The organism is Streptomyces sp. NPDC017676 (assembly GCF_044329325.1).
Lineage (GTDB): Bacteria > Actinomycetota > Actinomycetes > Streptomycetales > Streptomycetaceae > Streptomyces.
In genome coordinates, this window is the sequence record NZ_JBIRJA010000020.1 from 136,822 (window position 1) to 155,325 (window position 18,504).

Annotated in this window: 19 protein-coding genes; 14 read left to right on the plus strand and 5 right to left on the minus strand. The window is 74.0% G+C overall.

Annotated features, from left to right (window positions below; genetic code table 11):
- Nucleotides 1–78: 78 nt before the first annotated feature.
- Together ACH4LD_RS35275 and ACH4LD_RS35280 are read right to left on the minus strand one after the other, a co-directional pair.
- A complete protein-coding gene (locus ACH4LD_RS35275; RefSeq protein WP_132790453.1) occupies nt 79–513 on the minus strand; it encodes an SPW repeat protein in 435 nt (144 codons plus the stop codon).
- Between the two features lie 116 nt (nt 514–629).
- A complete protein-coding gene (locus tag ACH4LD_RS35280; RefSeq protein WP_398058189.1) occupies nt 630–1,253 on the minus strand; it encodes a sigma-70 family RNA polymerase sigma factor in 624 nt (207 codons plus the stop codon).
- Between the two features lie 157 nt (nt 1,254–1,410).
- Here ACH4LD_RS35280 and ACH4LD_RS35285 point away from each other — a divergent pair, with 157 nt between their 5' ends.
- On the plus strand, nt 1,411–2,487 hold the full coding sequence (locus ACH4LD_RS35285; RefSeq protein WP_398058190.1) for a MerR family transcriptional regulator: 1,077 nt from the start codon (nt 1,411–1,413) through the stop codon (nt 2,485–2,487).
- Here ACH4LD_RS35285 and ACH4LD_RS35290 read toward each other — a convergent pair.
- Nucleotides 2,462–3,838: a cryptochrome/photolyase family protein gene (locus ACH4LD_RS35290; RefSeq protein ID WP_398058191.1), complete on the minus strand. Its 1,377-nt coding sequence runs from the start codon at nt 3,836–3,838 to the stop codon at nt 2,462–2,464. The two genes, ACH4LD_RS35285 and ACH4LD_RS35290, sit on opposite strands and share 26 nt — an antisense overlap.
- A 99-nt stretch (nt 3,839–3,937) precedes the next feature.
- Nucleotides 3,938–5,449, minus strand: coding sequence for an SDR family oxidoreductase (locus ACH4LD_RS35295; RefSeq protein ID WP_398058192.1), 1,512 nt, complete (start codon nt 5,447–5,449; stop codon nt 3,938–3,940).
- A gap of 285 nt (nt 5,450–5,734) precedes the next feature.
- Between ACH4LD_RS35295 and ACH4LD_RS35300 the strand changes: the two genes are divergently transcribed.
- The 4 genes from ACH4LD_RS35300 (at nt 5,735) to ACH4LD_RS35315 (ending at nt 8,265) form a co-directional block, all read left to right on the plus strand.
- Nucleotides 5,735–5,911: a hypothetical protein gene (locus tag ACH4LD_RS35300; RefSeq protein ID WP_398058193.1), complete on the plus strand. Its 177-nt coding sequence runs from the start codon at nt 5,735–5,737 to the stop codon at nt 5,909–5,911.
- 133 nt (nt 5,912–6,044) lie between these two features.
- Complete coding sequence (locus ACH4LD_RS35305; protein ID WP_351793143.1) at nt 6,045–6,122, plus strand: putative leader peptide; 78 nt, start codon at nt 6,045–6,047, stop codon at nt 6,120–6,122.
- Between the two features lie 330 nt (nt 6,123–6,452).
- Nucleotides 6,453–7,007 carry an NADPH-dependent FMN reductase gene (gene ssuE, locus ACH4LD_RS35310; RefSeq protein WP_103816705.1) on the plus strand — a complete coding sequence of 185 codons (555 nt, stop codon included), beginning with the start codon at nt 6,453–6,455 and terminating at the stop codon, nt 7,005–7,007.
- 118 nt (nt 7,008–7,125) lie between these two features.
- On the plus strand, nt 7,126–8,265 hold the full coding sequence (locus ACH4LD_RS35315) for an LLM class flavin-dependent oxidoreductase (protein WP_398058194.1): 1,140 nt from the start codon (nt 7,126–7,128) through the stop codon (nt 8,263–8,265).
- A gap of 156 nt (nt 8,266–8,421) precedes the next feature.
- Here the strand turns inward: ACH4LD_RS35315 and ACH4LD_RS35320 are convergent, their stop codons facing one another.
- On the minus strand, nt 8,422–9,804 hold the full coding sequence (locus tag ACH4LD_RS35320) for an acyl-CoA dehydrogenase family protein (RefSeq protein WP_398058195.1): 1,383 nt from the start codon (nt 9,802–9,804) through the stop codon (nt 8,422–8,424).
- A gap of 274 nt (nt 9,805–10,078) precedes the next feature.
- Between ACH4LD_RS35320 and ACH4LD_RS35325 the strand changes: the two genes are divergently transcribed.
- The 9 genes from ACH4LD_RS35325 (at nt 10,079) to ACH4LD_RS35365 (ending at nt 18,454) form a co-directional block, all read left to right on the plus strand.
- Nucleotides 10,079–10,429, plus strand: a complete 351-nt coding sequence (locus ACH4LD_RS35325) for a YciI family protein (RefSeq protein WP_132790443.1) — start codon at nt 10,079–10,081, stop codon at nt 10,427–10,429.
- A gap of 17 nt (nt 10,430–10,446) precedes the next feature.
- A complete protein-coding gene (locus tag ACH4LD_RS35330; protein WP_398058196.1) occupies nt 10,447–11,664 on the plus strand; it encodes an RNA polymerase sigma factor in 1,218 nt (405 codons plus the stop codon).
- A gap of 122 nt (nt 11,665–11,786) precedes the next feature.
- On the plus strand, nt 11,787–13,109 hold the full coding sequence (locus ACH4LD_RS35335; protein ID WP_398058197.1) for an aldehyde dehydrogenase family protein: 1,323 nt from the start codon (nt 11,787–11,789) through the stop codon (nt 13,107–13,109).
- Nucleotides 13,110–13,331: 222 nt separating this feature from the next.
- Nucleotides 13,332–14,042, plus strand: coding sequence for a chitinase (locus tag ACH4LD_RS35340; RefSeq protein ID WP_398058199.1), 711 nt, complete (start codon nt 13,332–13,334; stop codon nt 14,040–14,042).
- Nucleotides 14,043–14,087: 45 nt separating this feature from the next.
- On the plus strand, nt 14,088–14,996 hold the full coding sequence (locus ACH4LD_RS35345) for an aldo/keto reductase (protein WP_398058200.1): 909 nt from the start codon (nt 14,088–14,090) through the stop codon (nt 14,994–14,996).
- Between the two features lie 404 nt (nt 14,997–15,400).
- A complete protein-coding gene (locus ACH4LD_RS35350) occupies nt 15,401–15,781 on the plus strand; it encodes a BlaI/MecI/CopY family transcriptional regulator (protein WP_132790437.1) in 381 nt (126 codons plus the stop codon).
- Nucleotides 15,778–16,707, plus strand: a complete 930-nt coding sequence (locus ACH4LD_RS35355) for a M48 family metalloprotease (protein ID WP_398058201.1) — start codon at nt 15,778–15,780, stop codon at nt 16,705–16,707. The genes ACH4LD_RS35350 and ACH4LD_RS35355 overlap by 4 nt, the downstream gene beginning before the upstream one ends.
- 230 nt (nt 16,708–16,937) lie before the next feature.
- Nucleotides 16,938–17,327, plus strand: a complete 390-nt coding sequence (locus ACH4LD_RS35360) for a VOC family protein (RefSeq protein ID WP_132790433.1) — start codon at nt 16,938–16,940, stop codon at nt 17,325–17,327.
- Nucleotides 17,328–17,374: 47 nt separating this feature from the next.
- Nucleotides 17,375–18,454 (plus strand): adenosine deaminase, encoded by a 1,080-nt coding sequence (locus ACH4LD_RS35365; protein ID WP_398058202.1) that lies wholly within the window; start codon nt 17,375–17,377, stop codon nt 18,452–18,454.
- The last annotated feature ends 50 nt before the right edge of the window (nt 18,455–18,504 follow it).

Consider the following 18,504-nt stretch of genomic DNA (forward strand, 5'->3'; position numbering starts at 1 on the left):
CGGTCCGCCCGGGGCGGACCGGCCCGCGTTCTTTCCTTCCTTTCCTCGGTCTTCTCTTTCAGGGCTTTCGCGGCTCTTCTACGGCCTGGGGGCGCTCTTCGCCGCCGTACCGGCGCAGATCAGTCCGAGGACGAGGGCCAGGGCTCCGATGACGATGTTGTTGACGATGACACCCGTGTCCGGGCGGCTGCCCACGATCCAAGGAGCGATGATCATCCAGATGCCCAGGGCGCACATGGCCCAGCTCAGGCCGTACATGCGCTCGGGTGCCCGGGTGAATCCCAGTGCCAGCAGGCCTATCGCGATGCCCATGATCAGGTTGTGGGTCATGAGGGCGGGCTGGCTGGCCGTGTAGTGCAGGATCCACGGGGAGGCGGCGCAGTACAGGCCGAGCAGGAACACCGGCCCGTCCACGAGCGCCACATCACGACCGCCGAGCATGCGGGCGTAGCGATCCCGCATTTCGGAGACATCGGGGTGGCTGGATATGTCACCCCTGTGCAAGTTGGCCATGAGTCGTCTCCTTTGACTTTGCAGGCCAGACCGCGTCTGGTGCGGCATGCGTCGAGCGCCGCACAGTCCAGTTTGCCCTTATTCATTCCTTATGTGTAGAGCTGGGCGGTCCCGGGTCACTGCCGCTGGAGGTTGTGCCGCAACCGGCGCAGGCCCCGGCGTGCGTGGCTCTTCACCGTGCCCAGCGGCCACCCGGTGCGTTCCGCGATCTGGGACTGGGTGAGGTCCTCGTAGTAGGCCAGGCGGAGCACGTGCCGCTGGGGCGCCGGGAGCCGGGACAGTTCCTGGCTGACCAGGAGGCGGTCCAGGACCGCCTCGGGCCGCCCGGCGGCGGACTCGTCCGGCAGAGCGGCCGCGGCGGCCGCGACCAGTTCACCGCGGCGTGTCCGCGCGGAGAGGGCGTCGGCGACCCTGCGGCGGGTGATGCCGACGATCCAGCCCGCCACCGAGCCGCGCTCGGGCCGGTAGCCGGCGCGGCCGCGCCAGACGGCCAGGAACACCTGCTGCGTGACGTCCTCGGCCTCCCGCACGTCGCCCAGCGCGCGCCACGCGAGGGCGTGCACCATCGGGGACCAGCGACGGTGGACCGCGGCGAGACAGCCGTCGTCGCCGGCGACCAGTCCCCGTACGAGGTCCGCGTCGGTGGGCGGCTCCCCGACGGGCGACGGCGCCGGTACCTCGGCGGACCCTCCGGACGGGACCGTGGTGCCCGCCGCGGCGGCGGTCGGACGCGGGCTCATGACGACGGCTCCTTCGCGTGGGACGCAGTGGCCGGAGCGGGCCGGGCGGACACCGTCGGCGCGGCCGACCGGACGGTACGGGGCCCCCGCGCTCATCCTGCGCACCGGTGCGCGGCGCGGACAACGCGCATCGCTTCTGCGTCGTATCGTCGGTCGTATGGACGCGGCCGAAAGAGCGGGGACACCGCGGAGCGGACGGGCCGGTCCGTCCGGCACCGCGCAGCCCGCGCTGACGACCGGAGCCCTGGCCCGCCGGCTCGGCGTCTCGCCGACCACCCTGCGCTCCTGGGACCGCCGTTACGGCATCGGCCCCGCCACCCGCACCGGTGGCCGGCACCGGCGCTGGACGACCGAGGACGTCGCGACACTGGAGACGATGTGCCGGCTGACCGCCTCCGGGGTGCCCCCCGCCGAGGCCGCCCGCGCCGCCAGGGAACGGGCCGCGCCGACGGCCGCCCAAAGTCCGTCCGGACCCGCGCCGGCGCCGGGTCCCACCGCGTCGGCCGGACCCGCCGGCGCCCCGGCGCGGTCCACCCTCCGGGCGCCGTCGCCCGTCGGTGTCCGCCAGGAGGGCCGCGGTCTGGCCCGGGCCGCCGTCCGGCTCGACGCCGCGGCCGTCGAGGAGCGGCTGGAGGCCGCCGTCACCGGGTACGGCGTCGTGACCGCGTGGCAGGACGTGATGGTGCCGACCCTGCACGCCGTGGGCCGCAGATGGGCCTCGGCGGGGGACCGGTACGTCGAGGTCGAGCACCTGTTGTCCTGGCATGTGTCCACCACTCTTCGACGGCACACACTGCGGCCCGAGGGCCCGGCGGCAGCGGGCCCCGTGCTCCTGGCCTGCGTCCCCGGCGAGCAGCACACCCTTCCGCTGGAGGCGCTCAACGCCGCACTGAGCCACGCCGGCCTCCCCGCGCGGATGTTCGGCGCCGCGGTCCCGGCCGAGGCACTGGTGGCGGCGGCGCGGCGGCTCGGCCCGGCCGTCGTGGTGCTGTGGGCGCAGGCCCGGTCCACCGCGAGTCTGCCGCTCGCGGAGCACCTGGCCGCCATGGAACGGGGCACCCGGGGCGCCCGCACGAAACCACTGGTGATGCTCGGCGGCCCCGGCTGGGCCGGCCGGCCCGCTCGCGGCATGCTCCGCCCGGCCACTCTGACCGAGGCACTGGACACCCTGGCGGCCCGCTACGCCGACAGACCGCCGGCCGGCCCGCTCAACCGCGGCTCCGCGCCCGTCTGAACCGGGCCAGCCCGTCGGCGAGGTCGACGATCGGCTCCGGGTAGGCGGCGACGAGCTCGCGGTCCGGGCCCCCCAGCTTCCACGGCTCGTGCACCGCCGGGCCCGCCACCCCCTTCAGCTCCGGCACCCACCGCCGGACGTACACCCCGTCCGGGTCGTACCGCCTGGCCTGGGTCAGCGGGTTGAGGACCCGGTCGGGGCGGGTGTCCGTGCCCGTGCCCGCGACCCACTGCCAGTTCAGCTGGTTGTTGGCCAGGTCACCGTCGACCAGCCACTCCAGGAAATGCCGGGCCCCGACGCGCCAGTCGACGTACAGCGTCTTCGCCAGGAAGCTCGCCGTGAGCAGCCGGGCCCGGTTGTGCATCCACCCCTCGTGGCGGAGCTGGCGCATAGCCGCGTCGATCACCGGCCAGCCGGTACGGCCCTCCCGCCACGCCTCGATGTCGTCCCGGGCCGTCCGCTCGGACCGCCAGCGGTCGTGCCGGGTGCGGTAGTCGGCGACGGTCGCGCCGGGCCGGGCCGCCAGCACCTGGCGGTGGAAGTCCCGCCAGGCGATCTGCCGTACGAACGCCTCCGCTCCCGGGCCGCCCGCGCGGCGCGCCCGGTGCACCAGCTCGACGGGTGACACCGTGCCGAAGTGCAGGTGCGGGGAGAGCCGGGAGGTCGCGTCCCCGGCCAGGTCGTCGTGCCGGTCCGCGTAGACCGCCAGGCCGGACCGGAGCCAGGCGGTGAGCCGCTTGCGGCCGGCCGTCTCGCCGCCCTGCGGCAGTCCCGGCGAGATGCCCGGCAGCGAGGCCCGGGACGGCAGCTCCTCGGAACCGATGCCGGGCGGCACGGGAACGTAGCGGGGCGCAGCCAGCACGTCCCGCGGCCGCTGCCGGGACCACTGCCGGAAGTACGGCGTGAACACCGCGAAATGGTCCGAGGAGGCAGGGGTCACCTCGCCGGGCGGCACCACCGTGGTCACGGCCTCGTGGACGTGCAGCCGCCGCCCTCCGGCCTCCAGGGCGCGCCGCAGCCGCCGCTCCCGGGACCGGGCGTAGGCACTCGCGTCGGCCGCCACGTGCACCTCGTCGGCGTCCGCCTGCGCGGCCACCGCGCAGACCTCCTCCACGACGTCGCCGGAGCGCACCACCAGCCGCCCGCCGCGCTCACGGAGGCCGACGTCCAGGTCCCGCAGGCAGTCGGCGAGGAACGCCAGCCGGTTGGGCGCCGCGAAGCCCGCGTCGGCCACGCCCCGGTCGCGGACGAACAGCGGGACGACCTGACGGGGGCCTTCTAGCGCGGCCCGGAGCGGTGGATGGTCGTACAGGCGCAGGTCGGCGGTGAACAGGACGACCGAGACATCCATGGCGCGGCTCCGGAACGAGGAAGAGCGAAGGAGGGGGAGCGAAGGAGGGGGACGACGCGACCGGGCACTTCCGGTCCGGCGAGTCGGTTGGATGCGGTGTCAACGCGCGACTTCGGGGCCCTGCCGGGCCGCCGCCCGCGCGATGTTGCGGGCCATCCCGCCGAAGACCACGGCGTGGAACGGTGAGACGCCCCACCAGTAGGCGTGGCCCAGCAGCCCGCGCGGGTGGAACAGGGCCCGCTGCCGGTACCGGCTGCGACCGTCGCCGGCCGGTTCCGCGCACATCTCCAGCCAGGCCAGCCCGGGCAGGCGCATCTCCGCCCGCAGCCGCAGCAAGTGACCCCGCTCGATCTCCTCCACCCGCCAGAAGTCCAACGAGTCGCCCGCCCGCAGCCGCTCCGCGTCCCGCCGGCCCCGGCGCAGGCCCACCCCGCCGACCAGCCGGTCCAGCCACCCACGCAGGCTCCACGCCAGCGGGAAGGAGTACCAGCCGTGCTCTCCGCCCACGCCCTCGATCACCCGCCACAGCGCGTGCGCCGGGGCGTCCACCACCGCCTCGCGACGGTCCGTGTACAGGCTGCCGCCGGCCCAGTCTGGGTCGGTGGGCAGCGGATCGCTGGGCGCGCCGGGTACCGCGGCGGACGACCAGCGGGTGGTCACGCGCGCCTCACGCACCCGGCGCAGGGCCAGTCGTACGGCCTGGTCGAAGCCGAGCGGGTGCCCCGGCGGGTCGGGCAGATACCGGGAGATGTCGTGCTCGCGGCAGACCACCTCGTGCCGCAGCGACTCGGTCAGCGGCCGCGCGAGGGACGCCGGGACGGGCGTGACGAGTCCCACCCAGTGGCTGGACAGGCCGGGGGTGAGGACCGGCACGGGCACGATGACACGCGGCGGGAGCCCCGCGACGCGCGCGTAGCGGACCATCATGTCCCGGTACGTGAGGATGTCCGGCCCGCCGATGTCGAAGGCCCGGTTCACGTCGTCCGGCAGGCCGCCTGCGCCGACCAGCAGCCGCAGCACGTCCCGCACGGCGATGGGCTGGATACGGGTGCGCACCCAGCTCGGCGTGACCATCAACGGCAGACGTTCGGTGAGGTAGCGCAGCATCTCGAAGGAGGCCGAGCCCGAGCCGATGATCACGGCGGCACGCAGCACGGCGGTCGGCACACCGGAGGCCAGCAGGATGCGGCCCACTTCCGCCCGGGACCTCAAGTGCGGTGAGAGCCGGTCCGCGGGCACCCCGGACGGCGTGAGACCGCCCAGGTACACGATGCGCCGCACCCCGGCAGCCTTCGCCCGTTCCCCGAAGACGCGGGCCGCTCGGCGGTCGGTGTCCTCGAAGTCCGTGCCGCTGCCGAGCGCGTGCACCAGGTAGTACGCCACGTCGACGTCCCGCATCGCCCGGGCGACCGAGTCCGCGTCCGTGACGTCCCCCCGCACCACCTCCGCCTCACCCGCCCACGGGTGGTCGCGCAGCTTCTCGGGGGAGCGGGCCAGACAGCGCACCCGGTGCCCGGCGGCCAGCAGCTCGGGCACGAGCCGGCCGCCGATGTAGCCCGTGGCTCCCGTCACCAGGCAACGGAGCCGGTCCGTGGAGTCGTCGTGGTTCATGCCGTACAGGCCCTCCGCGTCGGTGGTCCCCCGGGAATCACTTCCCGCCCGGCCCGGCGGACGGATGCGCGTCGTCCCATCGGCCGAACGCCTGGGCGCGCGCTCGCGCGTCCGCGCGTCCGGCCGCCGGCCGGTCGCCACCGGTCGACCGCCACCCGTCGACCGCCTCTCCCGCGCGTGCCGTGAGGACCGTACGCAGTGACATGTCCTCACTGATCGGGGGCAATCGGACCGGTACAAGCTGTACATACCGTTCGGTCAGCGACGCAGGAGGTGTCCGCCGCCATGAGTGCCAAGGTGCTGGAGCGATTCCCCGCCGGAGCTCCGCGTGGATCGTGGCCCGCGGAGGAGTACGCCGCCGCCCGGCGTGCCGAGGGCGAACCGGCGACCGTGGTCATGGACTTGAAGTCGGACACGTTCCTCGTCGTGGTCGACGGACAGGAGGAGGACGGCCGGGCCTGAGCCGTCCGGCCCCGCGGGAAGCCGTCCCTGATCCCCCGCCACCTCTTACTTCCCTTCCAGGGTCCGCCATACGAGACCGGTCGGGATTTCCTTGACGGCCGTCGCCGGCTGCTGCCACGATCACGGCATGACGATGCGACTGGACCTCACGCGGCGACGCCATGTCGACCTCGCGCGCGTCTCCAGCGCCTCCTGTCGCCCCACGGCCTGATCCGCGCCTTCCCCGCCGGTCCCGTCGGGCCAGCCGCACGCCTGACTCGCCTGCCCCTTCCGCCCTGTCGGGACCGGAATCCGGCGTGCCTGGACATCCCGCCCGGCACTTCCGCGGCAGGAGCCCCGGGGCTCTGCGGCTTCTCCAGTGTGGAATCGCCTGGGCTCCTGGAGTTCGTGGGGTTCATCGAGTTCCGCGTGCCCGGAACGCCTGTGACATCCGCCTGCCGGGTCCCCGCCTGACCGCCGAGCCGGAATCCGCTCCCCTTCCGACTTCACCGGGCGCCCGTCCCCGTGCGCGTGCCCGGCGCACCCCAGAAACGAGGCACCCATGGCCACCGTCCTGTCCGTCTCCGGCAGCCCCTCCGCCTCCTCGCGCACCGGCCGTCTGCTGCGCCACCTGGACCAGCGGCTCATCGCCCAGGGCCACGAGGTGGTCCCGCTCGACGTCCGTACCGTCCCGGCCGAGGCCCTGCTCGGCGCGGACTTCCGGCACCCCGCCGTCGTCGAGGCCACCGAACTGTTCGCCCGCGCCGACGGCGTCGTGGTCGGCACCCCCGTCTACAAGGCGTCGTACTCCGGCGTCCTCAAGGCGCTCCTGGACCTGCTCCCGCAGTACGCGCTCACCGGCAAGACCGTGCTGCCGCTCGCCACCGGCGGCTCCACCGCCCATGTCCTCGCCATCGACTACGCCCTGCGCCCGGTGCTGAACTCCATGGGTGCCGCGCACATAGTCCAGGGCTGGTTCACCCTCGACAAGGACATCACGGTCCGGGAGGACGGCTCGGTGTCCCTCACGCCCACCACCGCCGAGGCCCTGGGGCACGTGGTGGACCAGTTCGCCGCTGCCCTGGACCGCACCCCGCTGCTGGCGGCGGCGAGCTGACGGCCCTGCTGCCGGGTGCCCGCACCCGCCCCGCACGCCCAACCCCCGGCGACGCGCATCGCGTCGCACCGCTCGACCCGGCCGCCCCGGCACGGCCTGCTCTGATCGGAGACCCCACGTGTCCCTCACCTTCCACTGGTTCCTGCCCACCAACGGCGACAGCCGTCACGTCGTGGGCGGCGGCCACGGCACCCCGGCGACCGCCTCCGGCAGGGACCGGCCGCCCACGGTCGCCTACCTGAGCCAGATCGCGCGGGCCGCCGAGGACCTCGGCTTCGTCGGCGCGCTCACCCCGACCGGCGCCTGGTGCGAGGACGCGTGGCTGACCACCGCGATGGTCAGCCAGAACACCGAGCGGCTGAAGTTCCTCGTCGCCTTCCGCCCCGGCTTCGTCTCCCCCACGCTCGCCGCGCAGATGGCGTCCACCTTCCAGCGGCAGACCGGCGGACGGCTGCTGCTCAACGTCGTCACCGGCGGCGAGAGCCACGAACAGCGCGCCTACGGCGACTTCCTCGACAAGGACGCCCGCTACCGCCGTACCGGTGAGTTCCTGCACATCGTGCGGCAGTTGTGGGACGGCAAGAGCGTCGACCTGCACGGTGAGCACCTCCGGGTCGAGGAGGCGAGGCTCAGCCGGCTGCCCGACCCGGTCCCCGAGGTGTACTTCGGCGGCTCCTCGCCCGCCGCCGGACAGGTCGCGGCCGGGTACGCCGACGTCTACCTCACCTGGGGCGAACCGCCCGCGCAGGTCGCCGGGAAGATCGCCTGGATCCGGAAGCTCGCCGCGGAGCACGGCCGTACCCCGCGCTTCGGGATCCGGCTGCACGTCATCACCCGGGACACCGCCGCGCAGGCCTGGGCCGAGGCGGACCGGCTGCTCGACGGCTTCGACCCGGAGACCGTACGGACCGTCCAGTCGGGCCTCGCGCGCAGCGAGTCGGAAGGCCAGCGGCGGATGCTCGCGCTGCACGGCGGCAGCCGGGAGAGCCTGGAGATCCATCCCAACCTCTGGGCCGGCATCGGGCTGGTGCGCGGCGGTGCGGGCACCGCGCTGGTCGGCAGTCACGAGGAGGTCGCCGAGCGCATCAAGGAGTACCACGCCCTCGGCATCGACGAGGTCGTCCTCTCCGGGTATCCGCACCTGGAGGAGGCCTACTGGTTCGGCGAGGGTGTCCTGCCCCGACTCGCCGCCCAAGGGCTGTGGACCCACCCCGACCGCAGGGCTGCCGCATCGGCGGAGGTGCCGTTCGCGGGCTGAGCGGGCGGCGGGCGGCGGGCGGTCGGCCGGCCCGGTGACGTGGGAGAGAGGAGCTGGGCGTAGGGCGTCGGCGACAGCGGGCGTCGGCGACAGCGGCTGCTCCTGTCCTGCTCCCGTTCTCCGGTCCTGTTCTCGGGTCCGGTCCTGCTGTCGGGCTCAGTCCCGTTCTCCGGGCCGGTCCTGCTGCCGGGACCGGCCGTGTTCGTCGGTCCGGTCCCGTTCTCCGGTGGCGGTGGGCGCTCCGCCCAGCGCCCGCAGATGTGCCGCGCGCGATTCCGCCGTCTGGCCCTGCACCAGCAGGAACAACCCTTCCCGGGCCAGACGCTGGGCGCGGCTGGTGAGGGCCATCGCACGGCCGCCGCCGGCCACCACCGCCGCGGTGGTGGCCGCACGCAGCAGGTCGTACGCCTCCGCGCGCACGGCCAGCCGCTCCGCGGTCCAGCCGTCCCCAGCCCCGCCTACCCTGCCTTGCCCGGTCCCCCCGGCGCCGCCTTCCCCGGCGCCGCCTTCCCCGGCTCCGCCTTCCCCGGCTCCGCCTTCCCCGGCTCCGCCGGCCCTGCCACCCCGGGCCCCGCCGACGCCGCCTTCCCCGTCCCGGCCGGCCGCGCCTTCCCACGCCCATCCGTCCCCGTCTTCCCCGTCCCCCCCACCCCGTACCGTCGGCCCGTTCCCAGCCCCCTCGGCCTCCACCATCCCCGGCGCCTCGCCCCGCGCCTGCTGAACCGGAGCGTCGGCCAGGGTGTAGGCCCGTTCGCGGAGGTAGGCCAGGCGGGAGCGGAGTGGGGCGGCCGCGTCGTCGTCCAGGAGGGACAGCGCCGCCTCCGCCACGCCGAAGACCGCCGGGTTGGTGCTCAGCGTCTTGACCCGGTCGCCGGCGGCCCACCGGGCGTACGGCGTGTGCAGGGCCACCGCCTCCGCGGGCAGCCACAGGCCGTCCAGTTCCAGCGACACCGTGCGCGCGGCGGTGAGGGCCGCCAGCCGCATCGGCGCCGACGCCCGCAGCCCGGGCTGTTCGCGCGCCTCGGCGAAGGCGAACAGCACCTCGTCGGAGTCGGTCACCCCGGCCAGCAGCATCACGTCGTTCAGGCCCCACCCGGTGTACCAGGGGACGGTCCCGTCGAACCGCCAGCCGGTGCCCTCCCGGCGGACCCGCACCGGGCGGCGCGGATACGACCGCAGGTGCGCGTACGCCACCCCGGACAGCAGCTCTCCACGGGACAGCGGGCCCAACAGCCTCTCCCGTACCGGGAGTTCGCTGCGCGCCAGCGTCTGCACGGGCGTGTGGTGCTGGGTCTGCACGAACCAGGTCGCACAGCACGCGCCGGACAGGATCTCCGCGGTCGCCCGCAGCACGGCCGGAGGCGCCCCCGCCCCGCCGTACTCGGCCGGCGCGGCCACCCCGAGCAGCCCCGACCGCTTCACCGCCTCGATGTGGCTCGCGGGCACCCATTCCTGGTCGATCCGCTCGGCCTCGGGGATCAGCAGGTCCGTGGCGAGCCGGCGGGCGCGGACGACGAGCGGGTGCGAGGTGAGGTCCATGCGGGAGATTCTTCCGTTCTTCCCCTCCGTCCGGTCACCGGATCCTCCGGCAATGCGGCATTCCGGACGTCCCGACTTCCGGACGTCCCGACTTCCGGACGTCCGCCCTCCCGGACGTCCGCCCTCCCGGACGTCCGCCCTCCCGGACGTCCGGGATTCCGGCGCTCCGGAGAATTTTTCCGCGACCGTGGCGCGCGGTGTCGATCCGGGGCCCCGCCGTTCGTGTAGGAGGTGACACAGAGCCCGCCCCGGGCCCGACGCCTTGGAGGACGTCATGAAGCACTACCTGCTCAGCGTGGTCCAGCCGGCCGGCGCCACCCCGCCCGACCCCGAAGCCCTCGCCGCGATCATGCGGAACGTCGAGGCCTTCAACGACGAGCTGCGCAGCGCCGGCGCCTGGGTCTTCGCCGGCGGTCTGCACGGTCCGGAGACCGCGACCATGCTCCGCCCCCAGGACGGTGACGTGCTCGTCACCGACGGCCCGTACGCCGAGGGCAAGGAGTACCTGGGCGGCCTGTGCCTCATCCGGGCCGCCGACCTGGACGAAGCCCTGGAGTGGGGCCGCAAGGCCGCCCTCGCGACCACCCTGCCCATCGAGGTACGGCCCTTCGTGGACCAGCACTGACGGTGGAGGCGGCACCGATGGCCGAGGCACCCGACATCGAGGCCGTCTTCCGCGCCGAGTACGGGCGCGCGGTCGCCGTCCTCGTCCGCTTCCTCGGCGACATCGACCTCGCCGAGGAAGCGGTCCAGGACGCCTTCGCCACGGCCGTGACGCGGTGGCCGGAGACCGGTGTGCCGCCGAGCCCGGCCGGCTGGATCATCACGACCGCCCGCAACCGGGCCGTCGACCGGCTGCGCCGCGAGTCCTCCCGGGACGCCCGGCACGCCGAGGCCGCCCGCCTGCACGCCCCCGAGGCACCGCCCGAGGAGGGCCCCGTGCGTGACGACCGGCTCCGACTGATCTTCACCTGCTGCCACCCCGCGCTCGCCCCGCAGTCCCGGGTCGCGCTCACCCTGCGACTGCTCGGCGGCCTGAGTACGGCGCAGATCGCCCGGGCCTTCCTGGTGCCGGAGGCGACTTTGGCCCAGCGGCTGGTGCGGGCCAAGGCCAAGATCCGGGCGGCGGGCATCCCGTACCGTGTGCCCCGGGACGCCGACCTGCCCGACCGGCTCTCCGCCGTCCTCGCCGTCGTCTACCTGATCTTCAACGAGGGCTACACCGGCGATCCCGCCCTGTGCGCGGAGGCGCTGCGCCACGGCCGGCTGCTCGCCGAGCTGATGCCGGACGAACCCGAGGTCACGGGTCTGCTCGCGCTGATGCTGCTCGTGGAGGCCCGGCGGCCGGCCCGGAGGGACGCGGACGGCGTTCTCGTCCCGCTGCCCGAGCAGGACCGCGCCCGGTGGGACCGGACCCTGATCGCCGAGGGTCAGGAACTGGTCCGCCGCTGCCTGCGCCGCAACCGGCCGGGGCCGTACCAGATCCAGGCCGCCGTCAACGCGGTGCACAGCGACGCGCCCACCGGCGCCGACACCGACTGGCGGCAGATCCTCGCTCTCTACGACCAGCTCATGGCCGTGGCGCCGTCCCCGGTCGTCGCCCTGAACCGGGCCGTCGCGGTCGCCGGGACCGAGGGGCCGGCGGCGGCCCTGGAGCTGGTCGACGCGCTCGGCCTCGGCCGGTACCACGTGCTGCACGCCGTCCGCGCCGACCTGCTGCGCCGACTGGGCAGGTCCGCCGAGGCGGCGGCGGAGTACGGCCGCGCCGCCGAGCCGGCGCCGAGCGAGGCCGTACGGGCGTACCTGGAGCGCCGGCGACGGGAGACGGAACAGCGGGCGTCGGGCCGTACGGGGACGTGACCCTCCTCACCCTGACGCGACTTCGGCATGAACTTCAGGATGTGAAAGGTTGGTGTCTACACCTGATCGACCGGAAAACCCGGGCCGGGCCCGCACCGGCCTGCGCACCCAGTGAGGCACCAGTGAACGACTCCCCACCCGAGCGGCCCGCCGACGTCGTGGCCCGGCTGCGCGCCACCTACGCCACCGGCCGGACCAGGCCCGTCGAGTGGCGCACCGGCCAGCTGGGCCGGCTGCGCGCGATGCTCACGGAACGCGGCGCCGACCTCGCCGCCGCCCTCCACGCCGACCTCGGCAAGAGCCGCACGGAGGCCCACCGCACCGAGATCGACTTCACGGTCCGGGAGATCGACCACACCCTGGAGCACCTGGCGCACTGGCTCCGCCCCGAGCCCGCGCCCGTGCCGGCGCACCTCGGTGCCGACGCCACGGCCTGGACGCAGTACGACCCCCTGGGTGTCGTCCTCGTCATCGCGCCCTGGAACTACCCGGCACAACTGCTGCTCGCTCCCATGGTCGGCGCGCTGGCCTCGGGCAACGCGGTCGTCGCCAAGCCGAGCGAACTGGCGCCGGCCACTTCCGCCGCCCTGGCCGAGCTGATCCCGGCCTACCTGGACACGGACGCGGTCGCCGTCGTCGAGGGTGGCGTCCCGGAGACCACGGCTCTGCTGGCCGAGCGCTTCGACCACATCTTCTACACCGGCAACGGCACCGTCGGCCGCGTCGTCATGCGTGCCGCCGCCGAGCACCTCACCCCGGTCACCCTGGAACTGGGCGGCAAGTCACCGGTGTTCGTGGACCGCGGCACCGACCTGGAGACGGTCGCGGACCGGCTCGCCCGCGGCAAGTTCCTCAACGCGGGCCAGACCTGTGTCGCCCCGGACTACGTCCTGACCGACCCCGAGACCGCGACCGCCCTGGAAGCCGCGCTGGTCCGCGCGATCGAGGGCCTGTTCGGTGCGGACCCGCGGCACTCCGAGGAGTACGGCCGGATCGTCAACGAGCGCCATTTCGACCGGCTTTCCGCCCTGCTCGACTCGGGCCGCGTCGCCGTCGGCGGCGTCGGCGACCGGGCGGCGAAGTACCTCGCGCCCACCGTCCTCGCGGACGTGGACCCGGAGTCACCCGTCATGCGGGAGGAGATCTTCGGCCCGATCCTGCCGATCGTCACCGTGACCGGCCTCGACGAGGCGATCGGCTTCATCAACGACCGCGACAAGCCGCTCGCCCTGTACGTCTTCAGCGAGTCCGGCGAGACCCGTGACCGCATCGCCGCCGAGACGTCCTCGGGCGGCCTCGGCCACGGCCTGCCCCTTGCCCATCTCACCGTCTCCGACCTGCCGTTCGGCGGAGTGGGGGAGAGCGGCATGGGCAGCTACCACGGCCGCTACTCCATCGAGACGTTCAGCCACCGCAAGGCGGTGCTGTCCAAGCCGCTGCGCTGACGTCCTCCGCAGTCCGGGCCCGGCCGCGTGCGCGCGGCCGGGCCCGACCGCCGTCCGGACAACTCCTCCATGGACGGCCGGTGTTCACCGACGCAACCGATCAGCGATTGACTGGTCTACACCCTTGACTGGTACAGACCAAGGCGGTTGAGTGTGCCCAACCCCCCACCACGGCCGCTCCCACCTCGTGGGTGCGGCCGTGCCGCACAAAGGAGTTGGTCCATGGTGAGGCACCGTATCGCCGCGCTTCTGACCTCGCTCGCCCTGGGCACGTCCGCCCTGGTGCTCCAGGCGGCGCCCACGGCCTCGGCCGCCGGTTTCGTCGTCAGCGAGGCGCAGTTCAACCAGATGTTCCCGAACCGGAACTCCTTCTACACGTACAGCGGCCTGACCGCCGCCCTCGGTGCCTACCCCGCCTTCGCGAACTCCGGCAGCGACACCGTGAGGAAGCAGGAGGCCGCCGCCTTCCTCGCCAACGTCAGCCACGAGACCGGCGGCCTGGTGTACGTCGTCGAGCAGAACACCGCCAACTACCCGCACTACTGCGACTGGAGCCGGTCGTACGGCTGCCCGGCGGGCCAGGCCGCCTACTACGGGCGCGGCCCCATCCAGCTCTCCTGGAACTTCAACTACAAGGCCGCCGGGGACGCGCTCGGCATCGACCTGCTCAACAACCCCTCCCTGGTGCAGAACAACGCGTCCGTGGCCTGGAAGACCGGCCTGTGGTACTGGAACACCCAGTCCGGGCCCGGCACGATGACCCCGCACAGCGCCATGGTGAACGGCGCCGGCTTCGGGCAGACCATCCGCAGCATCAACGGCTCCCTGGAGTGCGACGGCAAGAACCCCGCCCAGGTGCAGAGCCGGGTCTCCGCCTACCAGCGCTTCGCCCAGATCCTCGGGGTCACGCCGGGCGCCGGCCTGTACTGCTGACGCACCACCGGGGACCGGCCGGGTGCCGTGTGCGAGACTCCGCCGATGACTGCAGACGACACGATCACCGCGGACGCGTCCGGCACCTGGAAACTCGGCGACCTGCCCGTCCACCGCGTCGGCTTCGGCGCGATGCGGCTGACGGGCAGCGCCGCCTTCCACCTCGGCACGCCGAGCGACCGGGGACGGTCCCTCGCCGTCCTGCGCAAGGCGGTCGAGCTGGGCGTGAACCACATCGACACGGCGGCCTTCTACTTCTCGTCGCTGCGTTCCGCCAACGAACTCATCAACACCGCGCTGTCCCCGTACCCCGACGACCTGGTCATCGCCGCCAAGGTCGGCCCCTACCGCGACCAGCAGGGCGAGTGGGGCACCTCCGCCCGGCCCGACCAACTGCGCGGACACGTCGAGGAGAACCTGCGCCAGCTCGGGCGGGACCATCTCGACCTGGTCTATCTCCGCCGGATGCGCCAGGACTCCGTCGCCGAACACTTCGGCGCCCTCGCCGAACTGCGCGAGGCCGGCCTGATCCGGCACCTCGGTATCTCCGGCGTCGAACCCCGGCACCTCGCCGAGGCGCTGCGGATCGCGCCGGTGGTGTCCGTGCAGAACCGGTACGCGGTGGACCGGCCCGATCCCGTGGACGACGAGGTGCTGCGGCTGTGCGGCGAGCACGGCATCGCCTTCGTGCCCTTCTACGCGGTGGCCGGGCAGACCGGAGAACGCGGCGCGACGACCGCGCACGACGACGCGGTGCTGTCCGTCGCCCGGGCCCACGGCGTCAGCCCCGCGCAGGTCCGCATCGCCTGGACCCTGCACCAGGGTCCGCACGTCCTCGCCATCCCCGGCACCGGCGACCCCGGCCACCTGGTCGAGAACGTCGCGGCCGGCGCGCTGCGGCTGACCGTGGAGGAGCTGGCACGGCTCGACGAGGCCCGCGCGCAGGCGGGCTGACCGCGCAGGTGGGCTGACCACAGGACGCGGTGCGCGCCTGGCCGACGCTCATGGGATGACCGCTCACAGGTCGGCTGACCGCTCGCAGGCCGGCTGACCAGCGGTCTGCGGCACGCGGTGAACCGGTCGGTGGCCCGGCCGTGGGCGTGTGATCGGTACCGGGGACCGGGGACGTCCCCACGCGGGGGCGTGTCATGGGCGCGTCCGGACGCGAGCCGTACCCGGCCCGCATCCGGGCCACGTGACCAGGACGACACGCGGTCAGGGCCGGCGCCGGGCTGACTACGATGGCGTAGACGCCCTGCTGGACGGCACACGAAGACGACCGCACGCGAAGACGACCGCACGCGAAGACGACCGCACGCGAAGACGACCGCACACGAAGACGGGTGAAGAACCTCCCCATGACCGACGCCAAGGACGAACGCCGGCCGGCCGGCGAGCTCGAAGCGAGCGTCCTGGCGGCGCTCTGGGCCGCCGGCGCACCCCAGACCCCCGGCCAGGTCCAGCTGAGCCTGGGTGCGGACCTCGCCCGTACGACGGTGACGACGATCCTCACCCGCCTGCACGACAAGGGCGTCGTCCACCGGCGGCGCCAGGGCCGCGGGTACGCCTACTTCCCCGCCCAGGACGTCCAGGACGCCCACGGCCTCACCGCCCGCCGCATGCACAGCGAACTGGACCGGGACAGCGACCGCGAGACGGTCCTCGCCCGCTTCGTCGCCCAGCTCAGCCCGGACGACGAACGCATCCTGCGCGACCTGCTCGAATCCGACGGCCGATGACCGCCGCGCTCCTGCTGCTCCTGCCGCTGCTGCTGCCGTGCGCCCTGCCGCCCCTGGCCCGCCGGGCCCTGGACCGGCTGACCCCGGTCGCCGCCCTGTGGTCCGTCACCGGCTGCGCGGTGCTCCTCGCAGGCTGTTCGGCGCTGGCGCTCGGCACCTCCGTCCTGACCGGGCTGCTGAAGCTGCCGCTCTTCGCCGCGCTCGGCGAACTGGTCCATCCGTTGCGCACCGCCTCCGACGCCTTCGTCGTCCCGGCCGCCATCGCCTCGGCCGGCGCGCTGGCCGGGTGCGGCTGGAGCCTCGTCCGCTCGGCGCTGGGCCAGGCCCGTGCCTTCCGGGCGGCCCGTGCGGAGGCCGCGTGCGGAGCCGTCGCCGGGGACCTGTGCGTGATCGACTCGTCCCGCCCCGACGCCTACGCCCTGCCGGGCCGCCCGCACCGGGTCGTCGTCACCACGGCGATGCTGCGCAGCCTGGACGGTCCCGAGCGGGAGGCGCTGCTCGCCCACGAGCGGGCGCACACCGCGGGCCGCCACCACTACGCCCTCGCCGCCGCCGAACTCGCGGCGCACTGCCACCCCGCGCTGCGCCCGGTCCGCGCGACGATCCGGCTGGCCGCCGAGCGCGCCGCCGACGAGGCCGCCGCGGTTTGCGTCGGCGACCGGCGCCTGACCGCCCGGGCCATCGCCCGCGCCGCCCTCGCCGGGCAGGCCGCCCGGTCCGCACGCCCCGGCTTCGCGCCCGGTGCGGCCACGGGACCCGTCCCCCAACGCGTCCAGGCCCTGCTGACCGCCCCCCGCGCCCGCACCGCCCGCGCGATCTGCGCACTCCTCATCGCCTGCACCGCCCTCTCCTGCGCGGCCTCGGCCACCGCGACGGCCGACGTCCACCACCGCGTGGAGATCGCACAGGGCGAGCAGAGCCCCTGACCCGCCGGGCGAAGCCCGTGTGGAACCGCACCAGGTCCTGCCGTGCGGAACAGACCAGGTCCTCCCGCGCGGTTCACGCAGGCGCCTCCGTGCGGCCCCGCACAGTGCCCCCCGTCCCTCCGCCCGTCACCCCCGCCGACCCCGCACCGCAACGCGCGTAGACAGAGACTGGCGTCGCGCAGGTTTTACGTATAACCTCACCGGCTAACCGCCCCCGCCGGAAGGTCGCCATGCGTCGCGTCGCCCTTGTCACCCTCGTCGTGCACGACTACGACGAGGCCATCCGCTTCTACACCGAAGCTCTCGGGTTCCGTCTCGTCGAGGACGCCCCGCGTCCCGACGGCTCGCGCTGGGTCGTCGTGGAACCCGGGGGCGACGGACCCGGACTGGTGCTGGCCCGCGCGAAGGACGACGGGCAGCGGGCCCGCGTCGGCGACCAGACCGGCGGGCGCGTCGGCTTCTTCCTGCACACCGACGACTTCGCCCGCGACCACACCCGGATGACCGCCGCCGGCGTGACCTTCCTGGAGGAGCCGCGCCACGAGCCGTACGGCACGGTCGCCGTCTTCCAGGACCTGTACGGCAACCGCTGGGACCTGCTCCAGCCCGCCGGTCACTGACCCACCACCGCACCACCTGTCCCAGGACCCGAGGAAACGAAACGCCCATGACCGCGTCCCGCATCGACACCGAGACCCTCCGCCGGCTCCCCAAGGCCGTCCTGCACGACCACCTCGACGGCGGTCTGCGCCCCGCCACCGTCGTCGAGCTCGCGGCCGCGGTCGGCCACACCCTGCCCACCACCGACCCGGACGAGCTGGCCGCCTGGTACTTCGAGGCCGCCAACTCCGGCGACCTGGTCCGCTACATAGCCACCTTCGAGCACACCCTCGCCGTCATGCAGACCCGCGAGGGCCTGCTGCGCACGGCCGAGGAGTACGTCCTCGACCTGGCCGCCGACGGTGTCGTCTACGCCGAGGTCCGCTACGCCCCCGAGCTGAACACGAGGGGCGGGCTCACGATGCGCGAGGTCGTGGAGACCGTGCAGGAAGGTCTCGCCGCCGGCATGGCCAAGGCGGCCGCCGCCGGCACCCCCGTCCGCGTCGGCACCCTGCTGTGCGGCATGCGCATGTTCGACCGCGTACGCGAGGCCGCCGACCTGGCCGTCGCCTACCGCGACGCGGGCGTCGTCGGCTTCGACATCGCCGGTGCCGAGGACGGCTTTCCGCCCGCCGACCACCTCGACGCCTTCGAGCACCTGCGCCGCGAGAACGTGCCGTTCACCATCCACGCCGGCGAGGCGCACGGCCTGCCCAGCATCCACCAGGCCCTCCAGGTCTGCGGCGCCCAGCGCATCGGCCACGGCGTCCGCATCACCGAGGACATCCCCGACCTCGCGGCCGGCAAGCTCGGCCGGCTCGCCTCCTGGGTGCGCGACCGCCGCATCGCCCTGGAGATGTGCCCGACCTCCAACCTCCAGACGGGCTGCGCGACCTCGATCGCCGAGCACCCGATCACCGCCCTGAAGGACCTGGGCTTCCGGGTCACCCTGAACACCGACAACCGTCTGGTGTCGGGGACGACGATGACCCGGGAGATGTCCCTGCTGGTCGAGGAGGCCGGCTGGACGGTCGAGGACCTGCGCACGGTCACGGTGAACGCCCTCAAGAGCGCGTTCATCCCGTTCGACGAGCGCAACGCCCTCATCGAGGACGTGGTCCTGCCGGCTTACGCGTCCGCGCTCTAGAGGAGCGCCCTGAGGTCTGGAGGAGCCCCCTGAGCTCTGGAGGAGCCCCT